This is a genomic window from Chryseobacterium sp. KMC2 (assembly GCF_016756935.1).
GTDB lineage: Bacteria > Bacteroidota > Bacteroidia > Flavobacteriales > Weeksellaceae > Chryseobacterium > Chryseobacterium rhizosphaerae.
In genome coordinates this window covers 280,631-294,788 of sequence record NZ_JAESIT010000004.1, presented here as the reverse complement: position 1 = coordinate 294,788, position 14,158 = coordinate 280,631, and the positions used below count along the sequence as shown (strand labels likewise).

11 protein-coding genes are annotated in these 14,158 nt (G+C 37.8%); 7 read left to right on the top strand and 4 right to left on the bottom strand.

Going from position 1 to position 14,158, the window contains the following annotated elements:
- Positions 1-2: 2 nt before the first annotated feature.
- The 3 genes from JML65_RS06965 to JML65_RS06955 all read left to right on the top strand — a co-directional run bounded on the left by JML65_RS06965 (position 3) and on the right by JML65_RS06955 (position 5,677).
- Positions 3-4,394: a DUF6531 domain-containing protein gene (locus tag JML65_RS06965; RefSeq protein ID WP_202270349.1), complete on the top strand. Its 4,392-nt coding sequence runs from the start codon at positions 3-5 to the stop codon at positions 4,392-4,394.
- A gap of 15 nt (positions 4,395-4,409) precedes the next feature.
- Positions 4,410-4,778 carry a DUF4240 domain-containing protein gene (locus JML65_RS06960; RefSeq protein WP_047486761.1) on the top strand — a complete coding sequence of 123 codons (369 nt, stop codon included), beginning with the start codon at positions 4,410-4,412 and terminating at the stop codon, positions 4,776-4,778.
- A 200-nt stretch (positions 4,779-4,978) separates the two neighbouring features.
- Positions 4,979-5,677 (top strand): DUF1826 domain-containing protein, encoded by a 699-nt coding sequence (locus JML65_RS06955; protein ID WP_202270348.1) that lies wholly within the window; start codon positions 4,979-4,981, stop codon positions 5,675-5,677.
- A 132-nt stretch (positions 5,678-5,809) separates the two neighbouring features.
- Here JML65_RS06955 and JML65_RS06950 read toward each other — a convergent pair whose 3' ends face one another.
- On the bottom strand, positions 5,810-6,514 hold the full coding sequence (locus JML65_RS06950) for an NADPH-dependent F420 reductase (RefSeq protein ID WP_202270347.1): 705 nt from the start codon (positions 6,512-6,514) through the stop codon (positions 5,810-5,812).
- A gap of 113 nt (positions 6,515-6,627) precedes the next feature.
- Here JML65_RS06950 and JML65_RS06945 point away from each other — a divergent pair, with 113 nt between their 5' ends.
- From JML65_RS06945 to JML65_RS06930, 4 genes are all read left to right on the top strand, one after another.
- On the top strand, positions 6,628-6,984 hold the full coding sequence (locus tag JML65_RS06945; protein ID WP_202270346.1) for a winged helix-turn-helix transcriptional regulator: 357 nt from the start codon (positions 6,628-6,630) through the stop codon (positions 6,982-6,984).
- 135 nt (positions 6,985-7,119) lie between these two features.
- Entirely contained in the window at positions 7,120-7,587 is a 468-nt protein-coding gene (locus tag JML65_RS06940) for a cupin domain-containing protein (RefSeq protein ID WP_202270345.1), read from the top strand.
- Between the two features lie 120 nt (positions 7,588-7,707).
- Positions 7,708-8,310 carry a hypothetical protein gene (locus JML65_RS06935; RefSeq protein ID WP_202270344.1) on the top strand — a complete coding sequence of 201 codons (603 nt, stop codon included), beginning with the start codon at positions 7,708-7,710 and terminating at the stop codon, positions 8,308-8,310.
- A gap of 609 nt (positions 8,311-8,919) precedes the next feature.
- Positions 8,920-9,549, top strand: a complete 630-nt coding sequence (locus JML65_RS06930; protein ID WP_202270343.1) for a DUF6134 family protein — start codon at positions 8,920-8,922, stop codon at positions 9,547-9,549.
- A 752-nt stretch (positions 9,550-10,301) separates the two neighbouring features.
- Here JML65_RS06930 and JML65_RS06925 read toward each other — a convergent pair.
- The 3 genes from JML65_RS06925 to JML65_RS06915 are packed head-to-tail and all read right to left on the bottom strand — an operon-like array spanning position 10,302 to position 14,157.
- Positions 10,302-11,210 carry a carbohydrate kinase family protein gene (locus JML65_RS06925; protein ID WP_202270342.1) on the bottom strand — a complete coding sequence of 303 codons (909 nt, stop codon included), beginning with the start codon at positions 11,208-11,210 and terminating at the stop codon, positions 10,302-10,304.
- 6 nt (positions 11,211-11,216) lie between these two features.
- Positions 11,217-12,737 carry a glycoside hydrolase family 32 protein gene (locus JML65_RS06920; RefSeq protein ID WP_202270341.1) on the bottom strand — a complete coding sequence of 507 codons (1,521 nt, stop codon included), beginning with the start codon at positions 12,735-12,737 and terminating at the stop codon, positions 11,217-11,219.
- A 28-nt stretch (positions 12,738-12,765) separates the two neighbouring features.
- Positions 12,766-14,157 carry a DUF4960 domain-containing protein gene (locus JML65_RS06915; protein ID WP_202270340.1) on the bottom strand — a complete coding sequence of 464 codons (1,392 nt, stop codon included), beginning with the start codon at positions 14,155-14,157 and terminating at the stop codon, positions 12,766-12,768.
- Position 14,158 lies beyond the last annotated feature (1 nt).

Below are 14,158 nucleotides of genomic sequence, written 5' to 3'. Positions count from 1 at the left end.
CTATGTCAGATATTATTGGAAAAGTAGTAACATCACCGGCTCCGCGAAAAGGTTTTGGTGAACTTTTTGGAGAGGCTAAAAATAAACTGGACCATTTGCAGAAAGATATGGCCAGTATTTTACCGGCTATGCCCGGAATGCCTGTAGGGAAGTATTTTGATCTGGCTATTGGTATAGATTTCCATGAAACCATTTTTCCGCCCATGCCTTTATTGCCGGTTCCTCACATCGGAATGGTTTTCGATATTATGAGTGCCATCATGAATGCTATTTCCAGCGTTTTGCCGGAACCCCCTGCTCCTCCTGCTGACGGATCTGAACCTCCAACAAGTTTAGCTTCGGTATGTACAGCAATTGTAAACGGTATGAAACCTTCTGTACAGGTTCATGGGCAGTGGGTGGCGAATGCGGGAACAGGAATTCAGCATTTACCGGGAATTTTCTTACATATTCCGTTTCCTATAGTAAAACCTATTGCAAGCTCAGAAATGTTTCTGGGAAGCAGTACTGTTTTAGCAGATGGCGGGCCATGCAGTACGCAGTTCCACCTTGCTTTGTCATGTAATTTAATAGGAATCCCTGCGCCATTTCGTATTACAAAACCCAAACCGAAAGTAGCATTAATGGCTCCTACTTCCATGCTGCTGATCATGACATCAGCAGGGAAGCCTGTTTTGGCAGGAGGTCCCCCTACCATCGACCTTTTTCAGCTGGCGATGAGCCTGGGGCTGAAAGGAATGGGGAAATTATGGAAAAAAGCAGGAAACAAATTACAGGACGCTATTGACGGTATTAAACCCAACAAACCTAAGCTGGCAAAAGTTTTACAGCCTGTAAAATGCCGTTTGTTTGGTGAACCTGTGGATGCTGCTACAGGAAGAGTGTACTCCACAAATACAGATATCGAGCTGCCGGGACCTATCCCTTTTGTATGGCAGCGAACCTACTACAGTGATGCCGAGGTAAATGGGCCGTTAGGTTTTAACTGGCATCACAGCTATCATATGGGATTGTTTGATCTGGGAAATAATTTTGCTTCCTTACGCCTGTCAGATGGCCGTGAGGTGGTTGTTCCACTGGTTAGCCATGGTGAAAAATATTTTAGCAGAAAAGAACAGCTGACCTTTAGTAACGATGAAAAAGGATATCTGCTGACAGATTCCAATAACCTTCGTTACAGGTTTAATGGAGCTTTGAATAAGGAAGGTTACAGGATGCTTTCTTCAATTTCCAGAGCAGACGGTTTTATCATGGAATTTCAATATCATCCCAATGGATGTTTAAAACAGATTACAGACAGTACAGGTAAAATAATAAAGGTCGAAAGTGATGCTGATCAACGCATTACCCGTTTATATACCATTTCAGAAAATAGAGAGATCACCTATATTCAATATAAATATGATGAATTGGGAAATATGATCTACAACAAAGATGTTATAGGAGCGGAAAAACACTTTTATTATAACCATCATTTACTCATACAGCTCACCAACCAGACAGGACAGAATTTTTATTGGGAATATGAAGGCAAAGGGGATGATGCAAAATGTATTCATACCTGGGGTGACGGTGGGGTATTGGAATACTTTACAGAATATAATCCGGGGCAGACGATTACGCGGAATAGTTTAGGCTTTACCACAGAATATTTTTATGATGATGATAAGCTGATCTATAAAATAATAGATGAAAACGGAGGGGTTACCCATCAAAAATACAATCAGTATCAGGAGCTTGAATTAACCGTAAATGCCGAAGGTCTTACGAAGAAATACCTCTATACTGAAAATGGGCTGTTGAAAACTGTTGAAAATGAGAATAATGAAACAACTCAGTTTCAATATGATGATGTTTTTAACCTGACTAAAGTCACAACGCCCGGAGGGACGGAAATAGAATGGAGCTACGATGATCTTCACAGGATTATAAAAAAGAAACTTCCTTCCGGTGAAAAACTGTTTTATCAGTATGAAAACAGGCATCTTAGAAAAATCACCGATAGTAATAACCGTTCTGTGCATTTTTTCTATGATAAATTCCACCGCATGGTACAGGTGATCTATCCCAACGAAACCTATAACAAATGGGATTATGATGAGGTGGGAAATGTAATTTGTGAACGTGACGTGCGTGGCAATCTGACGTATTACAAATATGATGATGCAGGAAATACGGTGTATATAAAAGAGCCGGATGGAAATGAGCATTATTTTGAATATGATACTTCCTATAACATCATCCACGCGAAAGATGATTTACATGAAGTCCGTTTTCGGTATGGAAGCCTGGGAGTTTTACTAAGCCGCACACAAAATAACCGTACCGTAAAATTTGCTTATGATACAGAGTTACAGCTGAAAAATATCAGCAATGAAAAAGGAGAAGTATATCGGTTTGCATTGGATGGAGTGGGAAATGTAATCAATGAATGGGGATTTGACGGGTTGCACCGGCAGTATGAACGTGATGCAGTAGGCAGGGTGAAAAGGGTGATACGACCTGATAACCGCTGGACCGAATATGATTATGATGGCACAGGGAATGTTATCATGGAGCAGCATAGTGACCTTTCATTTACAGGATATCATTATAATAAAGATGGATTCTTATCGGGAGCACTCAACCAGGATATCACCATAAAAATACAACGTGCTAAAGATGGCCGTATTCTTAAAGAGCAGCAAGGCCAGCATTGGGTGAGTACCTTATTGGATGAGGAGAATAATTCCTTACAGACCCAGAGTTCTTTAGGGGCTGATATTACCAGCCAATATGACCATTTCGGGCAGGTAAGGGAAATGGAAAGTGGAAACTGGAAAGCTCAGTGGCAGTATGATGCTACAGGGCTGGAGATCCAAAGAGAGCTCACGGGAGGAATCAGCCAGCTTACGGAAAGGGACCAGCAGGGCCGTGTGATACGAAGCAGTATTCATAGCCATAATGTAGAACAAAACCGGACCCGTTATTTCTGGGGTACTGCCAACCGCCTGCTGAAAACGGTTAACGAAATTACAGGTGCCAGTGCCTCTTTTAATTATGACTCATGGGATAATCTGGTAAGCGGCAATTACCAGAGCCGTCAGCAAACCGAAACCATTTATAAAGCACCTGATGCTATAGGAAATTTGTTTGAAACTCCGGAGCAGTCGGATCGTACGTATGGAGCCGGAGGAAGGCTTTTAAAAGATATCCGCTATAATTATTACTATGATGCCGAAGGAAACCTGATCTTTAAGGAATTCAGAAAGAGCAGCCAGCGTGCAGCAGTATCTGCTTCCACAATAGAACATAAATACGGAATCAGCCTTACGGGAAGCGGTATCGGCTGGCAATACGAATGGAAAGGAAATGGAATGCTGGCCAGGGTAATCCTACCTAAAGGCAATGAGGTCGTCTTTTTTTACGATCCTTTAGGACGGCGTATTGCAAAACAATATAAAAATAAAGTGACCCGTTGGGTCTGGGATGGGAATGTTCCTCTGCATGAATGGCAATATGAAGGTAGTTTTCCGCCGGAGCTAACGATTGATGCCGAAAATAATGTAGAAGAGACTGTAGAATCTGCAGAAAATGTAATAACTTGGCTGTATAAGGAGGGAAGTTTTACCCCTTGTGGTAAAATTACAGGAGAGCAACAGTTTAGTATAATCAGTGATTATTTAGGAACCCCAACCCATGCGTATAATCGTGAGGGTATTTTAATCTGGGAACGGGAACTGGATATCTATGGTTCTTTGAGGAAAGGTGATCATACATTTGTTCCTTTTTTATACCAGGGACAATATATAGATGAGGAAACCGGACTGGCTTATAATCGTTTTCGTTATTATGATAATGAAAGTGGTAATTATATCAGCCAGGATCCGATCGGACTGATGTCTGGCGAACCTAATTTATATGCTTATGTAAAAAATGTAAACTCGTTTATTGATATTTTTGGGTGGAATACTATCATTCCTTCCGAAAACCTAAAATCAATTGATCTTACTGATCCTAATTGGAGGAATCTGAGCTTTGATGGTAATCAAAAAGGGATTGTATATATTTTAAAGGATGCAGATACAGGCGAGTTTTTAAAAATAGGTAAAAGTGAGGTGGGTACTTTTAAAGGAAGATTTGAAAAGTATGCAACAGCCGGAAATAAAACCGGAAGAAATTTATCTTTAGATGTATTTACCGTAGATAAAACAGCGTTAAGCAGTGTGGAAAGCATTGAAAAATCTATGAGAGAAGGGTTGGAAAAAATGGGCTACTCATTACCTTGGGACAATACTCTTAACAGACTTGGAAGATCAGGCCCGGGAACTCCGTTTACAAGATTAAATAAAAAGCTGAGGGCAACGCATGAATGGGACGCTAAAGGGAATTTAAAACCGAAACATGTACATTAAATAAATTATATAAAAATGGAAAATATTGAAACATCCGAATGGTTTTGGTCTATCATAGGAAGAGCAGATCTTAATAGGGATAAGCTTAAAGAAATTCTGACTGGTTTTTCTAAAGAAGAAATCATCAAATTTCAGGAAGAATTCGTTGATGCATCAGTTGAATTGCAGGATGAGCCTTTTATTGATTATATGGAAGAATCTGAGGATGGGGTAGAAGATATAGCCAATTGGGTGGTGAGTAACGGTAAGGAGCTTTATTTTCAGATTATGGATAATCCTGAAGAAATACCACACAGCGTCAATGATGTAACTGAACAAATCCTCTATGGAGTAGCAGACGAAGTTTGTGTGGAAAAATATGGGGAATCAACAGGTGTTTACTAGTTGCTTTAGACTATACAGCTCTACATAAAGAATAATACATTGGCTTTCCCAAACATGGAGAAAGCCAATTTTAGTTTTTATATCAGCGAGGATATGTCAATCAGTTGTGGTCATAAAAACAAGTCTGATCTTAGCGTGATCTTCTTATGTATTGTTTATTTTTGCAAAGAATTAAACGGCTAAATTGTTTACTTTAAACTATGGACAAGACATTTTCTGACAACAGTCAAATTGGAGTAGTCTCTACTTTTTCCGAACTTATCAATACTGATTTTCACGGAGCTATGAATGCTATCTGCTGGAATAGAAATTTGAATGGGGATTTTAAAGAAATTGTTTCTAAACTTCAGCTCAAGGAGAACGTGACAGAAGTATCTGCCGAAGACCTTTTAGCCCTGACACTTTCTGAAAAGGGGAGTATTGCAAGAGAAACGATCTTAAGTGATCTGCAATTATTAACCGATTTCGGGGCATTGCCCTCTCTCAATTTACTGCAATGCTATGACCGTGATGACGAGCTGGATTTCTTCTCCACAGACGTATATTCTTATCATGTAGATCGTTCACCCATTGGAACAGATACTTTTTTGTGTACCTATCATGGAGCTGCCAGTGAGATCTTACCTAATGATCAGGCTGTACAGAAAATCCTGATTCCTGAAATCCGTGAAAAACTTAAAGAACTCCATGACGGTCCGGAAACCACATTTGAAAGCTTTCTGGAAGAATATTTCTTCGATCTGCATTATCAGCCTAAACCAGGAGCGGAACCTACCAATCTGGGAGTAGGTCATCTTTGGCGTCTGGCAGTAGATCACCCTGCGCAAGAGGTTTTACCCTGTGTTCATAGAGCCCCAGTTGAAAATGATGGTGAATACAGATTGCTGTTAATCTGCTAATAAATTAGGATAGACATCCAAAAATTCGAAATCAAAATTGTGGATTTTGGTTGTGAATACTATCATGCAGGTCTATGTTTGTATAATTTTTAAATTACCCTTACCCACGTAGGATAATAAACTTCTACATAACTATTTATTCTTCAAGAAATCTGTTTTTCCATGTAAATTAGAGGCCGTTCTTCCGCCTAATTGTAAATCTTTGATTTCGGGCAATTGGGTTAGGGAAAATGACAGCCACGGATTATTTTTTATGCGGATCAATATCCTCATAAGACTTCCTGCCTGTTCTAGTAAAATGGCCTGTTTCGTTTCACCACAATCAATTGGGGTAAATCCTAAATCACTTGCGAGAACTGAAACTTCTGCTTTTGCATCAGAAAAATCAGAAGCCATAAAACAGGTAATATGATAGGGCTTTAAATCCTTGATTGAATGCTCAAATATTTCCTGAAGAACGGTGTTAAAGGCTTTGACTACTTTTGAATTGGGGAGCTGCTGTTGCAGGATTTCAGTTTTTGAAACACTTATTTTTTCTGCATCCAATTCATCAGATATATTCCAGTTCCCTGATTCTATGACAATTTTCCCATCCAAAACACTCAAATCTTCCAATACTTCTTTAGGGTGGATGTCACGGGGCGAATAGTAAATAATATCCCCAAATTCTGCTGCCTGTTGATTGGTTCCGAATTTTGAACTGTTATTAAATTGTGAAGCAAATTGGGCTTTTGAAACATCCCGAGCCCCAAAGAACACTTCATAACCTTTATGGGCAAGAGCTAATCCTATCACCCTGCCCATATTTCCTGTACCTATAATACCAATCTTTCTCATCGTATAAATTTTATTATTTGAACAAAGGTATTTTAATAGAGTATAATTGACAAGTATGTACTTTTTTGTATCTTACATACCAAATAGTTTCTATTGTTGAAAAACAGAAGGTTATGAATGAAATAAATAATCAGGAGAATGACGAAGCCCGGGTATGCGCCGTGGATTTTGCATTTAAAAGAATTGGTGGAAAGTATAAAGGACGTATCCTATGGCATTTGAATAAAGCATCCATACTGCGTTATGGAGAATTAAAAAGGACGATGAAAGATATTACTACCAAAATGCTCACCCAAACTTTAAGAGAATTGGAGAACGATGGTTTAATTCGCCGAAAGCTCTTTCATGAGGTTCCACCCAAAGTGGAATACTCATTAAGTGAAGTAGGACAAGACCTAATTCCTTTTATCCATTATTTAGAGAAATGGGGTAAAAAGCAATTAGAAAAAGAGGAAAATAAAATAGAATAAAACAACAATGGAGCGGACCGATTGTATTTTAGGCAGACTTAGCAGAAAACAAATTAATGAAAGCTGTTTTTGTTGTCTTTTTATATATTTTTTGGTACATTGATCTTCATTATTATAAATTAATAGATAACCCACATGGCTGATACAGTTATATTATCTGAAGGAGCAGAATTTGATCACGTTATACAGGAAGTTTCAAAACACATCCACCTGTATGTCATGGCATTTGAAAAAAGCGAGCGTACCATTATCCGTATAGATAAACGTGAAAATATGTATGGCGGAAAAGGAATTGTATACATGATCCAAATGTTTGATCATAAGGAGCTGGCTAATAACCGTCTGGCTGCTTATATGGTTTTATTGAATAACGGTGACGAATCCGGATTCCATACCCATAATGCAAAGAATGAAGAAGAATTATATGTGGTTGTACACGGAACAGGAGAGTATCGTGAAAGAACCGGAACGGAAGGAGCTGTACGTCAAAAAACACTTCAAAAAGGAGATATTACCGCTATCAGTTCCATCGGATATCATTCCATTGAAAATACAGGAAATGAACCCCTGATTATGTTTGTCATTACTACTAATAATCCATAATACCCGGTAACGGTATATAAAGTGCCAATATGTAGCTGAATGCATGTAGATTTAGTATTATTTTGAGACTGTAGTTTTCTTTTAGAAATTATCTTATCTAACCAACGTTTTTGGACACTTATGAAGACTTATCAATTTCGTTTTAATAACAGCAGTAAAACCTTAACTATTCTGATTTGGTTTTTTACGACGTTGGTGACTATTGCATTAACGGGTACTATTTTAGTGATACCATCGGGATCCTATTTCCCGACCTGGCTATTGCTGATCTCTTTGCCATTAATGCTGATGGCTATTTATAAGCTGTTTAAAGTAGCATCCAAAAGACAGTCGGTAGAAGTCATTACCTTAAGTGAACTAGGGTTTACCAGTTCCTGTTTCGGTGCTGTTTTATTTTCCGATATAAGCTCTATCAAAATTCCTGCCCGGGAAATATCATTATTGGGAGGACACAAGTACGATTATTACAAACAATCCGAAGCCAATATTCCTAATCCTGTAGTTTCAGTCACGCTTGACAATGGCCATATATTACGTTGGGTTTTGGGTGAGTGGGGTGGACTTTACAACTCAAAGGAAGATTTTTCAGTTTTCTTTGCCTTCCTTACAGCGCTAACCGATCAGCTGTATCAACTTTACCATTCTGATGAACCACCTAACAGCTATTTACAAATTCTCGATGAAAATGGTTCCTGGGAAAAGAAAAATCAATACGAAATATGATAATTTGTAAGTGATTACTTGCCGATACAAGCTAATTTTTTCAAAAATACTGACTGCTTTTACTTTAAAAACTCTTGTCAATACAGGAATGTTTTTAAAGGGTTTTTCAATGTCTATACCGGGATGACGATTGCATTTCGTAACATATTTATTTTTTTGTTTAATGGTGTTAACAGCATAATATTGGATATATCAGCTTTCCAATTTTTCAAAAAAGTATAGGTTACCATATTCAGTGTACACCCAGTAAATTGGATGCATTTCAAACTGTTCTAAAATTGGGAACAGGGAATTATGAAATGAGAATACTATACTTTATTCATCATCAGTTAGTTACTGCTTCAAAAAAGAACTATCATCTTACACCTCTGGAATTTTAAAAAACAAGGTTCAGAATTATAAATCAGAACGTAGTCTTGTGTTTAAATATCTTATTTTCAATTGATTGATTTGTAGTTCGTATTTATCTTACGGAACATTCTAAACCTTTCCCAGTCCTAATTTTGCATCATAAATATTTTTATTATGAATGCACCTTTCGGCCTTTCAGTATACACCAATAGAAAACCCTAATAAAAGAAGTCATTATTATTTAAAAAATAAAAAACAATGAAAACAATAAAAGCATTTCTGTTTTTTTCGATAATGTTCCATAATTATCTTCAAGCAAACATTACAACATCAACTACCAGAGAATATCTGAATTATTCTATTGTAAAAGACGATAGAACCATTGGCAATATCCGTGTGGAACGTTCTTTGAAAAACGATATCACGGAATATCTTTTTGAATCCCGCGCTAAAGTTAAAATCCTTTACAGTATTGAGATTTATGACAAAATGGGTGTTACTTTTAAGCAGAATATTCTACAGCAGGCCAAACTTTACCGAACAATGAACGGGAAACTAAAAGTGAACAACACGGCTACCTGGAACGGAAATTTTTATACTCTTTCGGACAAAGATGGAGCTAATGGTTCTCTAAAACAGTCCATTTTCAGCTCTACTGCAAGTCTGTATTTTAATGAACCTGGAAATATAAAATCTGTTTTTTCGGAGAAATTCCAAAAAATGATTCCTATTCAGAAGATTACTTCCCAAAAATACAGGATCAATCTGCCGAACGGAAACACTACTACTTACACATACAGCGGCGGAATTTGCACTTTAGTTGAAGCCAATACGGATTTTGCAAACCTAAAGTTTGTTCTTGATACAACCTCAAGTAAAACCCATTAAGTATTATACTCCCCAATAATAGGGCAATACAATAGGCTAATGCTGTATTTTTTTATCTTCTTGTGAGAAAAACAAACCTGTTTAAGGTATATTAAGTAACAATAAGATACGTTAAGTGAAGTAATTGCTCGCTGGTTTTAAAAATTAAAGTACTACCAGTTTGGGAGACAACTAGGAACAAAAAAACCAACTTATGATAAACTGTTACAAAAACATATGGTTTGTAAATGGTTAAATATCAATAAGTTGTTTTTTTTTAATTGTTCTATTTCCCGATACAAAACTTTTGAAGGCTTTATTATCAGGTATTTACCACTGTTGAGGGGTAAATAGGAGGTAGACTCTCACAAACCAATAATATATTATACAAAGTTACGAATATTGTAAAAACTAACAAAAAATAATAGAAGTAAGTATTGATTTTCCTCACTATGATTGTAATGAATTTTGAATAGTTTTTTGGAAATAAATTTTAATAAAATTAATGATTTTTTTTAAAACGTTTATTTGAGCAACCAAGCTATCCAATAAGGCTATTTTAAGGAGATTAGCTGGCTGTCAGGTCCCAACACAAAGAAGATTCAAATTATTGTAAATAATAGAATAAACTTACACTTGAATATGTGAAAACAAGAATAAGATAATGTTGTATAAACGTTATTTGTAAACTATTACTCAGAAAATAAAATGGCATCATCGTAAAAACGGATGATGCCAGATACTTGAAAGGTTAGGGCTGGAGCCTTACATATTTACTGTTCGTTGCCTAAAAATCTTTCTATTTCGATAGTGTCGATCTCTGGATTAGCTCCTGGATGGCTTGCAACGATAGCACCCACCGCACTGGCGAAATCCAATGCTTTTTGAGGTTCTTTATCACTGATGAGTTTTGCAATAAGGGCGGCGAGATAAGAATCTCCGGCACCTACCGTATCCACAACTTTCACCACGAATCCCTCATGGTAGTAAAAAGAACCTTCCCAAAGCAATATTGAACCATGTTTTCCTCTGGTTACACAGATTGATTTTGTATTGGTGTTTTCTGCAATAAAAAGGATATTTTCCTCCAGAGAATCTGACTGGAATCCAAGTTCCAAAGCAATCTCAAGAATTTCATCATCATTGAATTTAATGAAATCTGAAAGGTCCATCAGTTCTTTTAATACTTCAACCGTATAATGAGGAGCTCTGAGATTTACATCAAAAACCTTATACATGTCTGGATTACTTTTAAGAAGCTCAAAAAGTGTATTTTTAGAAACTGTATTTCTACATGCCAGACTGCCAAAAAAGAAAATATCAGCCTGCCAGACCGCTTTTTTTATCTCGGCATTGATTTCAATAAAATCCCATGCTGAAGGAAATTTGATCTCGTACGTTGCAGAACCTCTTTCATTAAGGCTGACTTGTACTATACCAGTTTCATGATACAGATGGGTAAGAATAGTAGCTATATTTACTCCGTTTTTTGCGATATAGTTTTTCAGTTCCTGTCCATTGTCGTCATTTCCTACAGCACTGATCATTGTTACCGGGAATCCAAATGAATGCGTTCTTAAAGCTAGATTAAGTGGGGCTCCACCTACTTTTTTATCCTCTCCAAAAACATCGAACAGGACTTCTCCGAAACTTACTGCATTCAGATTATTATTTTTAAACATTTTTAATTAAGATTTTTTTATTACAATATTAGAGTACACCGTCTGAGCATTATCTCCGAATAGAGTCCATTTTTTTCCGTTTACATTATAAACTCTGTTGGTAAAGGCTATTCTATCATCAACATACACTGTACAGATATCATTAGAAATCGTCACACTGACTTTATAGGAATGTCCTGCATCAAAAACCATTGGAAGTTGGTTGGTCAGATCTGCCGCACCGTTATTCATCAGATAAGCCGCTAGCCTGTTATTCTGAGGCTCAAAACTAATCTTTACACCATTACCTCCTGAAATATCATGAGCAAAGATCATCCCAGAAGAGGAATTTCCGGTTTTCAGATCAAAGCTGATATGGTTAGCTACATTTAAACTGGCAAGCGTTGCTGTAGAATTGCTTCCTAATGTCAACGTATTTCCATTTTGCGTTACCGTTCCAGAGTTTTGCTCAAGGGTCAAAGATGTATTTTGGGTAAAAACTGCAGAAACAGATTGGGGCTGTTTTACGCCAAGACTGCCGTCTGTATGTTGTACCAACTGGTGAGTTACCAGATTACCGGCCCATTCTTTCCCTCCCGTGTTGCTTTCAGGAACCCTTCTGGCTGACCAGCCGAACAGGTATCGATTATTGCCGTCAGAAGCTGTTTTGGCAGCGTACAGATAACTTCCGTCAAAACGGTCATTGGCTGGTTTTATCCATGGCCCGTTCGGGGATGAAGACATCCTGTAATGGGTTCCTGAATTATCACTCCAGTTTTCTGAGAATATAAGATACCAGTAGTTTCCCATTTGAAAAATATCCGGACATTCCAGCATAATATAATTTTCTGAAGCAGGAGAAGTGTAAACAGGGCCTTCTGAAACCCAGTTTCCTGATGCAGGATCTGTTGTTGTCATTTTAAGAACCACTGCTTTTCTGTCAGTTTCATTCTGAGCCGAAATCAGCATCCAGTATTTAGCTTCACCTTGATTATAGAATACATGAGGATCACGGAACTCGAAATCATAATACCCTGTAGGGGCTGTTATTTTAAAATTATTGGCTTTTGTCCAGTTTTTCATATCCGTACTGGTGGCAAGCAGGATGCTTTCTCTTGGATTATTCTGGAGGAAAGCTGCCGAAGCATTGTGACCGGTATAGTAATAGTAATATGTACTTCCTATTTTAATCATTGATCCAGTTCCTATGGCAAAATCCGGTTCAGTGGTCATACCATAAGGGATCATTCTTCCGTTATATGAAAAATCTGTAAGATTGGCTGTTTCAAAGCTGTGAATGTCATGAAATCCTTCTCCGGCAGGCTTTGTTTTGGCATCATGCAAGAAGAATAAATGAAATTTTCCATTCTCATAGTAAGGCATTACGTCTCCCACATATCCTGCTGTGAAATAAGGATTATTTCCTCCCAGCCATTGTTCTGGGGGAACAGGATAAATATTTGTTTTGGCATAAATATCTTCCGTATTGATATGGATATCGGAAGCATCATTCTGGCAGGAGGCAAGAGACAATGTAAATACCGACATTAAAAATATTTTTTTGATAAGCATGAGATTAATGAGTTGTTAGATAGTTTAAACTGTTGGAAGTCAGAGTTCTTATATTGTCAATGAAATCGTTGGGTGGACTTGGGTTTCCGTTAGAGGTTTCATTATACCAGTCGTAGGCTCCCATAGAAATTACGATACATGTTTTATTGGAAGTAGCCCCTCCCGGAAATTCTGCAATCGCAACCCTTCCGTCCAGTGCATTATCCCATGCTTCACTGGCCAGATTATTTCCTCCTGTTTGTGATCTCCATCCTACCCCGTTAGTATAACCTCCCCAGTCAGGAAGGAACCACCATGCTGTATGATTAAGTCTAAAGGTATTCTTTTTCAGAAGATTGGCCTTACCTGTTTCATACGTCTGAAGACCTGCAAAAACAGGATGATTCTCATTTCCTATGAACGAAATTCCCCAATCACTTCCATCTGCAAAGCCATTAGGAATGAAATCTCCAAAAACATTATTAGGTCCTTTTCCGGCAGGAACAATTCCTAGGGCATCTACATATTGTGATGCAAAAGAGGTAAGCAATATATTGCCTCCGCTGTTAAGATAGGTCTTAATCTTTCCTGTAACATTTGGGGTAACAGCTTCTGAAGGCAGAGCAGTTGTAGAATCATAATGCCACCATAAAACATCTATAGTATTTAAAGATACTCCTGCTGCAACATCAGCAAAAGACAGATATACAGCTCCTGAATATTTGGAAAATAACCAGTCTGACGCAGCAATCTCATCCGGATTGGTAAGGGAATTCCTACTGGAAGCTGTTCCTATAAAGGCAATGGAAGGTCCGTTCACTGGAGCCGATACTTTAGCAGTATATACCTCTGTTAGATTGGCATTGGAAACCGTGAATTGTACTGGATTGGTAAAATCAATTGTATCTCCTGACGAAGGAGTAATACTGACACCGGGAGCCGTTTCTATAACAGGCTGTAAAGTTGTAAGATCAGTTCCTTCAGGTACTATGAGAGATATTGTTTTATTGATTTGATTCACAGTGGCATACAAACCGTTGATCTTAAAACTGATAATAGGGTTCTGTGCTTTTACACTGACTTCATAGTCTTTATAAATATTCCCATTTTTTACGCGGAATTTTACAGCTTGGGTAAAATTGACAATGCTCCCTGAAGCCGGACTGACGCTGGCTCCTTCGGGAATGGCGATTTGTGGGCTAAGTGCTGTGACTTTACTGCCATAGGGTAGAGTAATGTCTATTTTATCGGCTTCATTGTCTATTTTTCCGGAAACACCAGTGACTGAAAATGCATTGATGTGGACGGATACACGGGTCATAAAATCATCTTCATGACGTGTATCACATGCAAATAAGGTGATGAAAAGCATCATCCATAAAGGTAAAACCTGTAGGGTATTTGATATTTTCTTCATG